General features: G+C 73.8%; 11 protein-coding genes. 6 read left to right on the top strand and 5 right to left on the bottom strand.

Annotated elements, in window-relative coordinates; translation table 11 throughout:
- Nucleotides 1-376 precede the first annotated feature (376 nt).
- Nucleotides 377-1,369: an amino acid ABC transporter permease gene (locus AB0K43_RS11960; protein ID WP_363638534.1), complete on the top strand. Its 993-nt coding sequence runs from the start codon at nucleotides 377-379 to the stop codon at nucleotides 1,367-1,369.
- Complete coding sequence (locus AB0K43_RS11955; RefSeq protein ID WP_363638532.1) at nucleotides 1,366-3,381, top strand: FAD/NAD(P)-binding protein; 2,016 nt, start codon at nucleotides 1,366-1,368, stop codon at nucleotides 3,379-3,381. Before AB0K43_RS11960 ends, AB0K43_RS11955 begins: the two co-directional genes overlap by 4 nt.
- A 7-nt stretch (nucleotides 3,382-3,388) precedes the next feature.
- Here the strand turns inward: AB0K43_RS11955 and AB0K43_RS11950 are convergent, their stop codons facing one another.
- Nucleotides 3,389-4,108 (bottom strand): hypothetical protein, encoded by a 720-nt coding sequence (locus AB0K43_RS11950; protein ID WP_363638531.1) that lies wholly within the window; start codon nucleotides 4,106-4,108, stop codon nucleotides 3,389-3,391.
- Nucleotides 4,109-4,291: 183 nt separating this feature from the next.
- Between AB0K43_RS11950 and AB0K43_RS11945 the strand changes: the two genes are divergently transcribed.
- A complete protein-coding gene (locus AB0K43_RS11945) occupies nucleotides 4,292-6,577 on the top strand; it encodes an FdhF/YdeP family oxidoreductase (RefSeq protein ID WP_363638529.1) in 2,286 nt (761 codons plus the stop codon).
- Nucleotides 6,578-6,646: 69 nt separating this feature from the next.
- On the opposite strand, the gene AB0K43_RS11940 is transcribed toward AB0K43_RS11945, so the two are convergent.
- Nucleotides 6,647-8,215 (bottom strand): NlpC/P60 family protein, encoded by a 1,569-nt coding sequence (locus AB0K43_RS11940; protein WP_363638527.1) that lies wholly within the window; start codon nucleotides 8,213-8,215, stop codon nucleotides 6,647-6,649.
- A gap of 359 nt (nucleotides 8,216-8,574) precedes the next feature.
- Here AB0K43_RS11940 and AB0K43_RS11935 point away from each other — a divergent pair, with 359 nt between their 5' ends.
- Together AB0K43_RS11935 and AB0K43_RS11930 are read left to right on the top strand one after the other, a co-directional pair.
- Nucleotides 8,575-9,741 carry an inorganic phosphate transporter gene (locus AB0K43_RS11935; RefSeq protein WP_363638525.1) on the top strand — a complete coding sequence of 389 codons (1,167 nt, stop codon included), beginning with the start codon at nucleotides 8,575-8,577 and terminating at the stop codon, nucleotides 9,739-9,741.
- 21 nt (nucleotides 9,742-9,762) lie between these two features.
- Nucleotides 9,763-10,005, top strand: a complete 243-nt coding sequence (locus tag AB0K43_RS11930) for a hypothetical protein (RefSeq protein WP_363638523.1) — start codon at nucleotides 9,763-9,765, stop codon at nucleotides 10,003-10,005.
- 69 nt (nucleotides 10,006-10,074) lie between these two features.
- Here AB0K43_RS11930 and AB0K43_RS11925 read toward each other — a convergent pair whose 3' ends face one another.
- A complete protein-coding gene (locus AB0K43_RS11925) occupies nucleotides 10,075-11,631 on the bottom strand; it encodes an MDR family MFS transporter (RefSeq protein WP_363638521.1) in 1,557 nt (518 codons plus the stop codon).
- A gap of 164 nt (nucleotides 11,632-11,795) precedes the next feature.
- On the opposite strand from AB0K43_RS11925, the gene AB0K43_RS11920 reads away from it, so the two are divergent.
- Complete coding sequence (locus AB0K43_RS11920) at nucleotides 11,796-12,845, top strand: DUF3533 domain-containing protein (protein WP_363638519.1); 1,050 nt, start codon at nucleotides 11,796-11,798, stop codon at nucleotides 12,843-12,845.
- Between the two features lie 46 nt (nucleotides 12,846-12,891).
- Here the strand turns inward: AB0K43_RS11920 and AB0K43_RS11915 are convergent, their stop codons facing one another.
- Together AB0K43_RS11915 and AB0K43_RS11910 are read right to left on the bottom strand one after the other, a co-directional pair.
- Nucleotides 12,892-13,410 carry a GtrA family protein gene (locus AB0K43_RS11915; RefSeq protein WP_363638517.1) on the bottom strand — a complete coding sequence of 173 codons (519 nt, stop codon included), beginning with the start codon at nucleotides 13,408-13,410 and terminating at the stop codon, nucleotides 12,892-12,894.
- 54 nt (nucleotides 13,411-13,464) lie between these two features.
- Nucleotides 13,465-14,901: a hypothetical protein gene (locus tag AB0K43_RS11910; RefSeq protein ID WP_363638515.1), complete on the bottom strand. Its 1,437-nt coding sequence runs from the start codon at nucleotides 14,899-14,901 to the stop codon at nucleotides 13,465-13,467.
- Between the last annotated feature and the right edge of the window lie 323 nt (nucleotides 14,902-15,224).

Here is a 15,224-nt window from a genome sequence, read left to right as displayed (position 1 = left end):
ACCGAGGGAGGTCTCCGAGGGAGAGCAGGGCCGGTCAGGCGGCCCGCTGCCGGGTCAGCTGCAACACGCCGCGGACCACACCCGACCGAAGTCGATGTGGCCGCGCGTGACCAGACGCTGCTCGGCATTCATGTCGCAAGTTGAGCAGCGAACCTCCGATTTCGTCAACCACTGTCCAGGAAGCGGCCGTCCGGGCGGCGGATCCGCCGGCGGCCGGCCTTGACACTCCCGGACCGCTCCCACGTACGATCGGCCGTGGAGTGAGTACGCCTCGGGATCCGGCCGAACCCTGGCCGCCCCAAGCCGTGTTGAGGGACACGGCAGGCGCGTGACGGACAGCGGACCTCTGCCTGCCCGCTCGCCTCTGGAGCCCTCCATGGCCACCACGCCGGACGTCCTGCCGCCGACCGCCGCACCGCCACCCGCCCGCGCGGAGCCGGCCGACCCGCCCTCCGCCCCTTCCGCCGCGGCCCTGGTGATCGTGGCGCGCCGCCGCCCCGGCCGGCTGCTCGCGGCCGCCGCCGCGCTGCTGCTCTTCGGCATGGTCCTCAACTCCCTGGTCCGCAACCGCGCCTTCCGGTGGGAGGTGGTGGGGCAGTACTTCACCACCACCTCGATCGTCGACGGACTGCTGCTCACGCTCTGGCTGACCGCCCTGGTGATGGTGCTCGGCTTCGCCCTGGGCACCGTGCTGGCGCTGGCCCGGCTCTCCGACAACCCCGTGCTGAAGTCGCTGAGCTGGGGCTTCGTCTGGGTGTTCCGGGCCACCCCGCTGCTGGTCCAGCTGCTGTTCTGGTTCAACATCGGGGCGCTCTACCCGCGTCTGGGGGTGGGCGTCCCGTTCGGCCCCGAGTTCCTGACCGTGAAGACGGTCAACCTGCTCGGCCCGGTGCTCACCGCCGTGATCGGGCTCACCCTGCACGAGGCCGCGTTCGCCGCCGAGGTGGTGCGCAGCGGAATCCTCTCGGTGGACCAGGGCCAGCTGGAGGCCGCCGCCTCGCTCGGCCTGCGCCGGCGGCGGGTGCTGCGCCGGATCGTCGTCCCGCAGGCGATGCGCTCGATCGTGCCGACCGCCGGGAACATGCTGATCGGCACCCTCAAGGGCACCTCCATCGTCAGCGTGCTCGCCGTGCAGGACCTGCTCTACTCGGCGCAGCTGGTCTACAACCAGACGTACCAGGTCATCCCGCTGCTGATGGTGGCCACACTCTGGTACATCGGCGTGACCAGCGTGCTCTCGGTCGGCCAGTACTACCTGGAGCGGCACTTCGCCCGGGGCGCCACCAGGGACGGGCTCCCGCCGACCCCGCTGCAGCGCGCGGCCGCCGCCTGGCGCCGGCTGAACGCCAGGGCCGGTGAGGTCGGTTGAGCACCCTGGTGATCATCGGCGCCGGCCCGCGCGGCACCGGCCTGCTGGAGCGCCTGGCCGCCAACGCCGCCGAGCTGCTGCCGCCCGACCGGCCGCTGCACATCCACCTGGTCGACCCCTACCCGCCGGGCGGCGGCCGGATCTGGCGCCACCGGCAGTCGCCGCTGCTGCGGATGAACTCGATGGCCGAGGACGTCACCATGTTCACCGACGAGACCTCCACCACCGAGGGCCCGGTCCGGCCCGGCCCGTCGCTGGCCGAGTGGGCCCGCGCGCCCGAGCGGTACGCGCCGTACCGGCCGGTGGCCGACCGCGGGGTGCGGGCCGAGCTCGCCGCCCTGCGGCCGACCGACTTCGCCACCCGCCGGGCCCAGAGCGCCTACCTGGACTGGGTGTTCCGGCGGGCCGTCGCCGACCTGCCCGGGCACGTCACGCTCACCGTGCACCGGGACACCGCCCGCGCGGTCGAGGGCCCGCCGGACGGTCCGCAGCTGGTCCGGCTGTCCGACCGGGTGCTGGTCGCCGACCAGGTGGTGCTGACCCTGGGCCACCTGGAGTCCGCCCCCGATCCGCGGCACCGGGCGACCGCCGCCTTCGCCGCCCGGCACGGCCGCTTCCACCTCCCGCCGGTCTTCTCCTCGGACGCCGACCTGTCCCGGCTGGCCCCGGGCGAGCAGGTGATCGTGCGCGGCTTCGGGCTGGCCTTCGTCGACCTGATGGCGCTGCTCACCGAGGGCCGCGGCGGACGCTTCGAACCGGCCCCGGACGGCCTGGTCTACCACCCCAGCGGGCGCGAGCCGGTGCTGCACGTCGGCTCGCGGCGCGGCGTGCCGTACCACTCCAAGACCGACTACCGGCTGCAGGGGCCGCCCGCCCCGCTGCCGCGGTACTTCGACGCCGCCGCCGTGGACGCCCTGACCGCGCGCCCGGAACCGGTCGAACTCCGGCGTGACGCCTGGCCGTTGATGGCCAAGGAGATCGGCTTCGGGTACTACCACGAGCTGTTCCACGCGCATCCGGAGCGCACCGCCCGGCCCTGGCCGGAGTTCCTCGCCGGGTACGACCGGCTGGGCTGGTACGACCCCGCGCTGGCCGAGCTGGTCGCCGGGGCCGTACCGGACCCGCTCGACCGGCTGGACTTCGAGCGGCTCGACCGGCCGCTGGCGGGCCTGCGGTTCGAGCGGCCGGAGCAGCTCCAGCAGCACCTGCGCGAGTACGTCACGGCCGACGCCGACCGGCGCGCCGACCCCGCGCACAGCGCCGACCTCGGCGCCTTCCTGGCGCTGCTGTCGCTGTACGGCAACCTGCCCCGGCTGGTCGGCTCCGGCCGGCTGTCGGCCCACTCGGTGGCCGAGGAGCTGGACGGCTGGTGGTTCGGCTTCTTCAGCTTCCTGGCCTCCGGCCCGCCGGGCTTCCGGCTACGGCAGCTGCTGGCGCTCGCGGAGGCCGGGGTGGTGCGGTTCCTCGGCGCCGAGGTGGCCGTCACGGTCGACGAGAGCGACGGCCGCTTCGTCGCCACCAGCCCCACGGTGCCGGGCCACGAGGTCCGGGCCACCGCGCTGATCGAGGGGTACCTGCCGCGGCACGCCGTCGACCGCAGCGCCGATCCGGTGCTGGCCGGGCTGCACCGGGCCGGCCGGCTCACCGAGGAGGAGGTCCGCGACCAGGACCACACCTACCGCTCCGGCCTGATCGTCACCGCTCCCGGGGACGGCCGGATCATCGACCCGGCCCTGGGCGGCGCCCCGCACCCCCGGCGCACCGCGCTCGGCCCGCACACCGACGGCCGCGCCCAGGCGGCCTTCGCCCGCCCCCGCACCAACGCCCCGGCCTTCCGGCAGAACGACGCGGCCGCCCGGACCCTGCTGCGCGCCCTCGCGCCCGCCGGGCCGGCTCTGCCGTCTCCGCCTTCCCCGCCTTCCCCGCCTTCCCCGCCGGCGAGCCGGGGCGGCGCGGCGGAACCCCCGGGAGCGGGGCTGGCCGAGCCGGCACTCCGTGGACGGCCCTCCTGAAGTCCTCTCAGGCGGGCCGGGGTTGGCCGAGGGCGAGCGCGGTGACCTGTTCGGGGGTCAGGTGGTCGGGCGCCGAGTAGATCCGGTCGGCCAGACCCTTGAGACCGGTCCGGCGCTCCAGCTCACCGACGCAGTCCAGGGCCTCCCGGTCGACCTCGAAGTCCCAGACCATCAACCGGTGGACCACCGCCACCGCCTCCACCCAGCCGATCCCGGTCGGCGCCCCCGGGAGCCGCCCCAGCTGCTGCACCTGCCGGCCGAGCACCGCCCGCGCCTCCCCGACCAGCGGGTGCTCCTCGCCGAGCGCCTGCTGGAGCTGCGGGACGAGCTGCACCAGCTGCCCGGCCGCACCGCCGAGGTCGCCCAGCGCCGCGGTCCGGGCGGCCAGGTCGAGCCGGGCGCCGAGGGTCTCCGGGTCGTTCGCCCCCAGCGCCCGGGCCAGGTCGGGGATCACCTGCCCGAGCAGGTGCGCCGCCCCGGCCGGATCGCCCGCCTCACCCTGCCGGCGGGCCACCTCGCGCCAGGTGGCCAGGGTCTCCCGGTCGTACCGGCCCAGCTCGGCGACCATCTCCCGGGCCACCGCCTCCAGCAGCTGGGCGGCACCGTCCGCGGTCCTGGCCACCTCGGCGGCCGCCCGCAGGCGCAGCAGCAGCTCGCGCACCCCGGGGGCCGGGTCCTGCTGCGTCGCGGGGCCGAACCGGCCCTCGGGTGCTTCGGTGGACGACATGGGCTGGCTCACTCCTGGGCGGGGATCTGACGGACCGGGGTCGCCCGGGCACGCAGCGATGGCCAATTCTGGCCCGGCCCGCCCCGGCGGTGCCACCCCCTCCGACCCCGAGCGGCACAGTGCGAGGATGGGCGGCAGGGGCACGGCAACGGTGCGGCCCCATCCGCAGGAAAGGTGTCAGCCATGGCCAAGCAGGCCCCGCAGAGCGACCCGGCGCAGGACGCGCCCGAGGTGGGTGCGCCCCAGCACGCCGCGGCCGGGCTGACCGCCGTCGCCAAGAGCCTGCAGATGGCCGGGGAGCAGATGGGCGTCCGGCGGACACTGGCCACCCTGCGCAAGGTCAACCAGCCGGACGGCTTCGACTGCCCCGGCTGCGCCTGGCCCGAGCCGGGCAGGACGCACACCGCCGAGTTCTGCGAGAACGGCGCCAAGGCGGTCGCCGAGGAGGCGACCGAGCGCCGGATCACCGCCGACTTCTTCGCCGCCCACCCGGTGGCGGAGCTGGCCGAGCGCTCCGGCTACTGGCTGGGCCAGCAGGGTCGGCTCACCGAGCCGATGCTGCTGGAGGAGGGCGCCACGCACTACACGCCGGTCTCCTGGGAGCGCGCGTTCGCGATCGTCGCCGACGACCTGAAGGCGCTGGACACCCCGGACGGCGCGGCCTTCTACACCTCGGGCCGGACCAGCAACGAGGCCGCCTTCACCTACCAGCTGTTCGCCCGCCAGCTGGGCACCAACAACCTGCCGGACTGCTCCAACATGTGCCACGAGTCCTCCGGCTCGGCGCTCACCGAGACGCTGGGCGTCGGCAAGGGCAGCGTCCATCTGAAGGACCTCTACCAGGCCGACCTGATCATCGTGGCCGGCCAGAACCCCGGCACCAACCACCCGCGGATGCTCTCCGCGCTGGAGCGGGCCAAGCGGGCCGGCGCGAAGGTGGTCAGCGTCAACCCGCTGCCGGAGGCCGGGCTGGAGCGGTTCAAGAACCCGCAGAACGCCCGGGGCCTGGTCGGCGTGGGCACCAAGCTGACCGACCTCTTCCTGCAGATCCGGCTCGGTGGCGACCTGGCGCTGTTCCGGGCGCTGAACCAGCTGGTGCTGGCCGCCGAGGGCGGGGTGGACCACGAGTTCATCGCCGAACACTGCCTCGGGTACGAGGAGTTCGCCGCCGAGGCGGCGGCCACCGAGCGGGCCGAGGTGCTGGCCGCGACCGGGCTGCCCTGGGAGCAGATCGAGGAGCTGGCCGAGCTGGTGCTGGCCTCCGAGAAGATCATCGTCTGCTGGGCGATGGGGCTGACCCAGCACAAGCACGCCGTGCCGACCATCCGCGAGGTGGTCAACTTCCTGCTGCTGCGCGGCAATGTGGGCCGCCCGGGCGCCGGGGTGTGCCCGGTGCGCGGGCACAGCAACGTCCAGGGCGACCGGACCATGGGCATCTTCGAGCGGCCCAGCGGCGCCTTCCTGGACGCGCTGGCCAAGGAGTTCGACTTCGAGCCGCCGCGCGAGCACGGTCTGGACTCGGTGGACACCATCCGGGCGATGCGCGACGGCCGGGTCAAGGTCTTCTTCGCGATGGGCGGCAACTTCGTCGCCGCCACCCCGGACACCCTGGCCACCGAGGCCGCGATGCGCGGCTGCCGGCTCACCGTGCACGTGTCGACCAAGCTCAACCGCTCGCACGTGGTCACCGGCGCCCGGGCGCTGATCCTGCCCACCCTGGGCCGCACCGACCGCGACCGCACCGCCGCCGGCCTCCAGTTCGTCAGCGTCGAGGACTCGATGAGCATGGTGCACTCCTCGCGCGGCGGGCTGAAGCCGCCGTCCGAGAGCCTGCTCTCCGAGGTGGCGATCGTCTGCCGGCTGGCCCGCGCCGCCCTCGGCCCGCACAACCCGGTGCCCTGGGAGGAGTTCGCCGAGTCCTACGACACCATCCGGGACCGGATCTCCCGGGTGGTGCCCGGTTTCGAGGACTTCAACGAGAAGGTCCGCCGCCCCGGCGGCTTCGTGCTCCCGCACGGCCCGCGCGACCACCGCACCTTCCCCACCGCGACCGGACGGGCCAACTTCACCGTCAACCCGCTGACCGCGCCCGAGGTGCCCGAGGGCCGGCTGCTGCTCCAGACGCTGCGCTCGCACGACCAGTACAACACCACCGTGTACGGCCTGGACGACCGCTACCGCGGCATCACCGGCGGCCGCCGGGTGGTGCTGGTGAACCCGGCGGACGCGGCCGAGTTCGGCCTGGTCGAGGGCGCCTACACCGACCTGGTGAGCGAGTGGCAGGACGGGGTGGAGCGGCGGGCCCCGCACTTCAGGGTGGTGCACTACCCGGTCGCCCGGGGCGGCGCGGCGGCGTACTACCCGGAGACCAACGTGCTGGTGCCGCTGGACTCCACCGCCGACATCAGCAACACCCCGACCTCCAAGGCCGTGGTGATCCGCTTCGAGCCGGACAGCGGCGACAGCTGAGCACGCGCCGGCGCCCGACCCCCCTGCCGGGGAGCCGGGCGCCGGCCCCGCGCGGTCGGTCCCGCCCGGTCAGTCCTGGGTCGCGTGCCCGGTGCCGCTCGGCGGGAGCTGGGCCGGGGAGCCGCTGCCGGTGGGCGCCGCGCTGCCGGCGGGCGGCGTACCGGTGGTCGAGGGCGTGGCGGGCGACCCGGTGCCGGTCGACGGGGTGGACGGCGCCGACGACGGGGTGGTCGAGCCACCGCTCGGCGTGCCCGAACCGCTCGGCGTGCCGGTGCCGGACGGCGTACCGGAACCGGAAGGGGTGCCCGAGCCGGACGGCGTACCGGACGGGGTGCCGCCGGTGGAGGGCGAAGGGTCCGGCGTCGTCGGCGCGGTGGGCGCGGTGGGTGCGGTGGTCGGCGGCGCCGGCGGGGTGGGCGTCAGGGTGGACGGCTTGGCCGGGGCGATCCGCACCTCGCCGACCTTCACGTCCGGCACCTTCCAGGCGCCGCCCTTGTCGTCCGCGCCCGCGTCCGGATCGGGGCGCACCACGCCGAGGATCGGCATCGCGCCGATCTGGGTCACCTTGACCACGTCACCGGTGTGCGGGGCCTGGACGATCAGCCCGCCGCCGATGTACATGCCGATGTGGGTGGCTCCGCCGTAGTAGACCACCAGGTCGCCGGCCCGGATCTGGTTCAGCGGGACGTGCTTGAGCTGGGCCCACTGCTCCTGGCTGGTGCGCGGGACGGACACCCCGGCGTGGATCCAGGCCTGCGAGGTGAGCCCCGAGCAGTCGAAGACGTCCGGCCCGGCGCCACCCCACACGTAGTCCTTGCCGAGCTGCGCCAGCGCGTACGCGACCGCCTTGCGGCCGGCCTCGGAGGGCGTGCGCTCGCCCTTGCCGAGCGCGCCCGAGGCGAGGAAGGCCAGCTGGGCCTGGTCGGCCTGCTGCTTCTCCAGGGCCTCCAGCTCCGCGCGCTGCGCGCCGGTCAGCGAGCCGACCAGTTGCTCGACCTCCGCGAGCCGCTTGGCCACGTCCGCCTTGGCCTGCTCCTGCTGGGTGGCCACCGCCTGCTGCTGGGCCAGCGACAGCTCGGCCTGCTGCTGAAGCACGGTCAGGGTGGCGCGGTCCGCCTTGAGCCGGTCCAGGAAGGCCGACTGGGAGCGTCCGGCCGCCTGCAGCAGCTCGGCCACCACCACGGCCTCGTACGGGTCGTCGGCCATCAGCAGCTCGCCGAGCTCGGAGGCGTGGCCGTTGCGGTACTGCGCGGCGGCCAGCTGGGCGGCCAGGTCGCCGCCGGCGTCCACCGCGGCCTGCTGCCGGTCGATCCGGGTCCGCAGGTCGGTGATGGTGCTCTGCAGCGCGGTGAGCTTGGTGACCGAGCCGTTGTACTGCTCGGTGGCCGCCTCGGCCTGCTGGTAGAGCTGGTGCAGCTGGTCCAGCAGGGGGCCCAGGGTGGCCTTGGCCGCGGCCAGCGGGTCGGCCCCGGGCGCGACCGTCGGCGCGGTCACCGGCGCGGTCGGCTCGGGCGCGGCGTAGGCGGCCTGGGCGAGCGACAGCGAGATCGCGGCTGCGGCCAGCACCGCCCCGCACCGCAGGGCAGCCCGCACCCATGGCCTGACGCCGGCCGTCTCCATCCGCTGCGCAGCCCCCATCGGCCCGCCCTCCCCCGCCTCGCGACCTCCGACCGGGCGTCCCACCCGGCGATCCACCGGGCTGATCCTGCCATGTCGGGGCCGCCGGGGGGCAGGTGGCACCGGTACGTACTGATGAACTTCTCATCTTGGCCCGGGGGCCGGTGTGAGACAGGTCTCAGCAAACCGCCACCAGATCGGTCATTCCCGGCAAAAGTGCTGATCAGGGGCCCGTGGGACACCCTGTGGATGCCCGGTCGAAATCCCTGGGACACCATCAGAACCTCAACTCCTGGCACAGTTAACCTTCCGTTCACCGAATCTCCCTACGGTCGGCGAGACAGCAGCGTCAGTCCGACAACTACGACGATTGTTTGGGTATGGAACACATCACGTTCCTGGTGGCCGTTGTGATCATCACGGCGCTCGCCTTCGACTTCACCAACGGTTTCCACGACACCGCCAACGCGATGGCCACCTCCATCGCCACCGGTGCCCTCCGCCCGAAGGTCGCGGTCGCCATCGCGGCCGTGCTGAACTTCGCCGGCGCCTTCCTCTCGGTGAAGGTCGCCACCACCATCTCGGGCGGCATCGTCAACGAGAAGGCCGGCATCCACCCTCAAGTGATCTTCGCGGCCCTGGCCGGCGCGATCCTGTGGAACCTGCTGACCTGGCTCAAGGGTCTGCCCTCCAGCTCCTCCCACGCCCTGTACGGCGGCCTGATCGGCGCCACCGTGGTCGGGGTCGGCATGAACGGCGTCAACTTCAGCGTCGTGGTCAGCAAGATCCTGATCCCGGCCGTGGCCGCCCCCCTGGTGGCCGGTGCGGCCGCCTGGGGCGCCACCAAGCTGGCCTACCGGATCACCCGCGGCGGCGACTCCACCACCAAGGGCTTCAAGCGCGGCCAGATCTTCTCCTCCTCGCTGATCTCGCTCGCCCACGGCACCAACGACGCCCAGAAGACCATGGGCATCATCACGCTGACCCTGGTCTCGGTGGGCGCGCTGCCCAAGGGCGCGCTGCCCCCCACCTGGGTGATCGTGAGCGCCGGTGGCGCGATCGCGCTCGGCACCTACATGGGCGGCTGGCGGATCATCCGCTCGATGGGCAAGGGCCTGGCCGACATCAAGGCCCCGCAGGGCTTCGCCTCCGAGACGGCCGCCGCCACCGCGATCCTGACCTCCACCCACATGGGGTACGGCCTGTCCACCACCCAGGTCTGCTCCGGCAGCATCATGGGCGCCGGCCTCGGCGGCCCCAAGGGCAAGCTGCACTGGGCCCTGGTCCGCCGCATGGTCTACACCTGGGGCCTGACCCTGCCCGCCGCCGCCATCGTCTCCGGCGCCGCCGCGTACGTCGCGGGCCGCGGTGACTGGGGCGTCGCCGTGGTCGGCACCGTGCTGGTGCTCGGCGCCGGCTCGATGTGGCTGCTCTCCCGCCGCCAGCCGGTGAGCGCGGACAACGTCAACGACGCCACCCCGGTCGAGCTCCCGGGCGCCCCCGCGCCCCTCACCCCGACCACCACCACCGCCGCCGTCGCGGCCTGACGCCGGAAGGACACCTCGATCATGAGCATCAAGTGGGCCGCACTCGGCCAGACCGCGGCTTTCAGCCTGCTGATCACCCTCGCGGTGGTCGCCGTCTTCGCCCTCGGCAACCTCGCCCTCTCCCGCCGCGAGGCCGCCCTGGCCGCCCGCCAGGCCGGCACCCCCGGCGCAGGCAGCGGCACCCTGGCACTGGCCGGCGCCGGCGCCTGCTTCGCGGTCTGCGCGGGCGTGGTGCTGTACGGGATCTCGCTGATCGCGGGCTGACCGCCCCCGGCACGGCGAAGGGCCCGCGGAGCTCGTGCTCCGCGGGCCCTTCCGCGTTCCCCGGCCCGGTCAGTCCGCGACCGGCACCGGCACCGGCTGCGGGTGCGGGTGCGACTCCTGGGTGGTGCGCAGCGGCTCCTCCCGGATGAACAGCACCACCAGGAAGGCCAGCAGCGCGAACGGCGCGGCCACCAGGAAGACCAGGCCCACCCCGTGCCCGAAGGCATCGGTGACCAGCGGCACCAGCGGCGCGGGCAACCGGTGCAGGTCCGGGATCTCGCCGCCGAGCGCGGCCCCGGCGCCGGGCCGCACGTGGGCGGCGGCGAGGTTCTCGACCAGGTAGTGCGAGACCCGGTTCGACAGCAGCGCGCCGAGCGCCGAGACGCCCATCGCACCGCCCATGGTGCGGAAGAAGGTGACCACCGAGCTGGCGGCGCCCAGCTCGTGCCGGGGCACCGTGTTCTGCACGGCCAGCACCAGGTTCTGCATGGTGAGGCCGAGACCGAGGCCGGTCAGCGCCATGTACAGCGCCAGCGGGCCGTACCCGGTGTCGTCCCGGACGGTGCCGAGCAGGCCGAAGCCGACGGCCAGCAGCAGGGTGCCGGCCAGCAGGTAGGCCTTCCAGCGGCCGTACCTGGTGATCAGCCGGCCGGCCACGGTGGAGGAGAGCGCGAGCCCGAGGATCATCGGCAGGGTGAGCAGCCCGGCCATGGTCGGCGACTCCTTCCGGGCCAGCTGGAAGTACTGGCCGAGGAAGGTGGTCGCGCCGTACATCCCGACGCCGACCAGCACGCTGGCCACCGAGGCGAGCGCGACCGTGCGGTACCGGAAGAGGCCGAGCGGGATGATCGGCTCGGCGGCCCGGCGCTCGGCGCGGACGAAGAGCGCCGCCAGCGCCAGCCCGCCGCCGACCATCGCGGCACTCTGCCAGGACAGCCAGCCGTAGTTCTTGCCGGCCAGGCTGATCCAGATCATCAGCAGGCTGACCGCGCCGGTGATCAGTGTCGCGCCGAGGTAGTCGATCCGGACCTTGCGGCGCGGCGCCTCGGGCAGGTGCAGGGTGCGCTGCAGCACCAGGATGGCGATCAGCGAGAACGGGATGCCCACGTAGAAGCACCAGCGCCAGCCGAGCCAGTCGGTGTCCACGATGACGCCGCCGATCAGCGGGCCGCCGATGGTGGCGAGGGCGAAGACGGCGCCGAAGTAGCCGCTGTAGCGGCCACGCTCGCGCGGCGGGACCATCGCGGCCAGGCAGATCTGGGCCAGCGCGGTGACCCCGCCGGCGCCGACGCCCTGGAGCACCCGGCAGGCGATCAGCTCGCCGGTGTTCTGGGACAGGCCGGCCAGCGCCGAGGAGGCGATGTAGATCACCAGGGCGATCTGGACCAGCAGCTTCTTGCTGACCAGGTCGGAGAGCTTGCCCCAGATCGGGGTGGAGGCGGTGAGCGAGAGCAGCGCCGCGGTGATCACCCAGGTGTAGGCGGATTCGCCGCCGTGCAGGTCGGTGAGGATCCGCGGCAGCGCGTTGGAGACGACGGTGGACGAGAGCACGGCCACGAAGAGGCCGAGCAGCAGGCCGGACAGGGCTTCGAGCACCTGCCGGTGGGACATGGGGGTCGTCGGCATGCGGATCCTTCGACGAGAGATTTGTTGCGTTTAGCAACCATACGGGCAGATGGTTGAGCAAGGCAACCTTTTACCCCGGATCCGAACCCCGCCCGCACGCCCCACAACTACTTCATGATATGAAGTATCCATCCGCTTTGTCCTCATCTCCAAGGAGCCACGCGATGACTGAACCCGCATCAGGTTTTCTCGCCGAACTCAAGGACGCGGTGACACCCCGGGCCGCCCTGCTGGTGATCGGCGTCCTCCTGCTCCAGCTCGGCTTCATCACCTCGTACGTCGGCGCGCTGCACCACCCGCAGCCGCACCAGCTGTCGATCGCCGTGGTGGCACCGCCGCAGGTCGCGCCGAAGCTGGTGGCCGGCCTGGAGTCGGTGCCCGACGAGGCCGTGAAGGCCTCCACCGCCCCGGACCGGGCGAGCGCCGAGGCCCGGATCAGGAACCAGGAGATCTACGCCGCCTGGATCTTCGACCCGGCCGGCAGCAAGGACACCCTGCTGGTCGCCGACGCCCGCGGGCCGGCCGCCGCACGGGCCGCCACCGAGATCGTCACCCAGGTCGACCAGACCCAGGGCCGCACCGTGGCCACCGAGGACGTGGTGCCGCTGGCGGCCGGCGACGCCGAGGGCCTGTCCTCCTTCTACCTGGTGATCGGCTGGTGCGTCGGCGGCTACCTGGTGGCCTCGATCCTCGGCATCAGCGCCGGCTCCCGCCCGGCCAACACCCACCGGGCGCTGATCCGGCTCGGCACCCTCGCGGTCTACTCGGTGGCGGCCGGCCTCGGTGGCGCGGTGATCATCGGCCCGGTGCTGAACGCGTTGCCCGGCTCCGGCTGGGCGCTGCTGGGCCTGGGCTCGCTGGTGGTGTTCGCGGTCGGTGCGATCACCATGGCGATGGAGTGCCTGTTCGGCGTGATCGGGATCGGCCTCGCCGTGCTGGTCTTCGTGGTGCTGGGCAACCCCAGCGCGGGCGGGGTCTTCCCGCCGCCGCTGATGCCGCCGTTCTGGCGGGCGATCGGCGCCTGGATCCCGAACGGCGCCGGCACCGACGTGGCTCGCTCGATCGCCTACTTCGGCGCCACCGGCATCACCACGGGGCTGCTGGTGCTGGCCGCCTGGGCGGTGGTGGGCGTGGCCGTCACCCTGCTCGCGGTCGCGAAGCGGCCCGGCGGGCGCCCGGCAAAGGCCGAGTCCGCGACCGCCGCCGCCGCGTAGCCCGGCCCACCGGCCCGGCCCGGCGGTCGGGCCGGGCCGGGCCGGGTCAGACCCGCTCGGAGGCCCGGTTCTCGGCCCGCACCCGGGCCGAGAACCGGGTGAAGACGAAGCGGTTCATCGCCCAGAACCGGAAGCCCATCGCCAGCAGCGTGCCGACGATCATGCCGCTGAGGAAGTCGGCCAGCTCCTGGGTGAGATGGCCGACGGCGGGCTCCCGCAGCTCCAGCACGTAGCGGGAGACCGCCAGCGGCAGGTCGTTGACCACCACGGCCACCGCGCTCACCGCGAAGTAGAGGGCGGCCTCACGCTGCCGCCCGGCGGCCCGGAAGGACCACTGGCGGTTCAGCACGTACGAGACGGCCGTCGCCAGCACGGTCGCGACGGTCAGCGCCAGCACCGGCTTGTCCCGCAGCACGGTCAGCTTGAGCCCGAAGTTCACCACCGCCGTCAGGGCGAAGCAGGTACCGCCCACCATCATGAACTTCACCAGCGTGCGGTGCTTCACCAGGAACGGGCGGTACCGCGGGGGCACTCGGGTCAGGGCCCGCTGAGTGGGCGACGGCACGGCGAAAGTGTCGCACGTCACACCGGCGTTGCGGTACTCGGCGCGGCCCCGCCGTCACCCCTCGGTGATCCGCAGCACGCCGGTGGTGGTGCCCTGAAGCACCACCCGGCCCGGCGCGATGGAGCCGACCATCTGCAGGGTGTCGAACAGGAAGCCGCTGCCCAGCCACTTGGTGCGGACCACCGCCCCGGTCTCCGGGTCGATCTCGGCGTAGGAGTAGGGGTCGAGCACCGAGGTGGCGTCGGTCCCGGGGACGACGGGGCCGCGCAGCACGGTGTGGATCAGGCCGTCGCCGGTGGACAGCCGCGGCACCGCCGCCGAGCGCACCGTGTTGTCCCACTTCAGGTCGCAGCCCGAACCGTCGGCGCGGACGTCCACCCGGCTCAGTCCGCCCCGGAAGGCGCCGGAGGCCGGCACCGCGGGGCCCGCGCCCTCGGGCAGCTTGGGGTACGGGTAGCCGTAGGTGCTGGCCACGAAGACCGCGTTGCCCACCGCGATCGGCGAGTTCTCGCTGCCGCTGCCACCCGCCCGCAGCACCGGCACCGAGCAGACCTGCTCGCCGCTCCCGGCCCGGTAGACCAACAGGTGGACGGTGGGGGCGGCGTTGTCGACGACCGTCAGGTAGTCGCCGCCGGTGGCCGGGCCGAAGAAGGTCGGGGTGGAGCCGGTGCCCCAGCTGAGCTGCCCGGGCTTGCGGCCGGGCCCGCGGTCGTACGGCTGCCGCCAGACGATCCGCGGGGTGCCGTCGGCCCCGGCGGCGAGCAGGTAGGTGGCGTGCGTGGAGGCGACCGCGGTGCCGGCGGGCGCGGTGGAGATGGAGTTGGCGATCTGCTCGCCCGGCGGGAGGGAGAGCGCGCGGACGGCCCCGGTGCGGTCGTCGGCGGTGCCGACCACACCGTGGCCGGTGGCGAACCAGACCCGGCCCTGCCAGTCCGGGGAGACGCCGGTGACCGCGTCGTCGGCGGGGACGACGGCTGCCAGCGGGAGCCGGCTGTCCACCGACAGCTCCCAGCCGCCGGCGGCGGTGCGGTGGTGCCCGATCCGCAGCAGGTCGCGGTTGCCGTCGACGGCCACCAGCCGGTCCCGGTCGTCCAGGTAGGCGTAGACCCCGCCGAGCAGCGAGCCCTTGGCCAGCGGGAGCTCGGCGAGCGAGCGGCCGTCGGCCGGGTCGAGCAGGTGGACGGTCGGGGTGAGGCCGAAGATCGTGGTGCAGAGCGCGACCGGGAATCCGTCGGCGCCGACCAGGACGGTCGGGCAGGCGGAGGCGAGCGCGGTGCGGTGCGAGTCGAGCGCCCCGGCCCGCGGGCCGGGCAGCGGGGTGGCGTCGGAGGAGCCGGTGTCGCCGTGCATGGTGGCGGTGCCGTCCGGGCCCGCGTACGGGTTGTGCGGCGGCAGCGGCGCGTACGGGCCGGCGGCCTGCGCGGGAGTGGCGAGCAGCAGCAGGGCGGCGGCCGAGAGTACGGCGGCGCGGGTGGGCAGCGCGAAGCGCATGAAGGTGTCCCGTCGGGGTGAGTAAGGAGAGGGCGGACCGCGCGGCGGTGCACACACCCGGACGTGCTCCCGGCCGCGGCCGGGCGGGGACACCGCGATCAGAGCGCGGTGCGACAGATCGCGGAGCACGCGTACGCCAGGTCGACGTCGAGTCGACGGCTCAGGTACGCGTGGCGATGCATGCCGCCAGGATCGCGTGTTGACGACCTCTCTCACAACACCCGTCTCGCCTGATGGATGGTCAGGCCGGATGCCGGGAAAGGCCTGCTGCTGGGCTGGCTGCGCGGTGCCCGGGTGGGCGCCGACGGGCCGCAGTTCCGCTT

This window comes from Kitasatospora sp. NPDC049258 (genome assembly GCF_040678895.1).
GTDB lineage: Bacteria > Actinomycetota > Actinomycetes > Streptomycetales > Streptomycetaceae > Kitasatospora.
The sequence above is the reverse complement of the archived record's forward strand: the minus strand, read 5'-3'. Positions and strand labels throughout refer to the sequence as shown.

Bases quoted from the DNA above. Each gene is read 5' to 3' on its own strand.
- AB0K43_RS11960 (WP_363638534.1), top strand. From the start codon at position 377: ATGGCCACCACGCCGGACGTCCTGCCGCCGACCGCCGCACCGCCACCC.
- AB0K43_RS11950 (WP_363638531.1), bottom strand. From the start codon at position 4,108: ATGTCGTCCACCGAAGCACCCGAGGGCCGGTTCGGCCCCGCGACGCAG.
- AB0K43_RS11945 (WP_363638529.1), top strand. From the start codon at position 4,292: ATGGCCAAGCAGGCCCCGCAGAGCGACCCGGCGCAGGACGCGCCCGAG.
- AB0K43_RS11940 (WP_363638527.1), bottom strand. From the start codon at position 8,215: ATGGGGGCTGCGCAGCGGATGGAGACGGCCGGCGTCAGGCCATGGGTG.
- AB0K43_RS11935 (WP_363638525.1), top strand. From the start codon at position 8,575: ATGGAACACATCACGTTCCTGGTGGCCGTTGTGATCATCACGGCGCTC.
- AB0K43_RS11930 (WP_363638523.1), top strand. From the start codon at position 9,763: ATGAGCATCAAGTGGGCCGCACTCGGCCAGACCGCGGCTTTCAGCCTG.
- AB0K43_RS11925 (WP_363638521.1), bottom strand. From the start codon at position 11,631: ATGCCGACGACCCCCATGTCCCACCGGCAGGTGCTCGAAGCCCTGTCC.
- AB0K43_RS11920 (WP_363638519.1), top strand. From the start codon at position 11,796: ATGACTGAACCCGCATCAGGTTTTCTCGCCGAACTCAAGGACGCGGTG.
- AB0K43_RS11910 (WP_363638515.1), bottom strand. From the start codon at position 14,901: ATGCGCTTCGCGCTGCCCACCCGCGCCGCCGTACTCTCGGCCGCCGCC.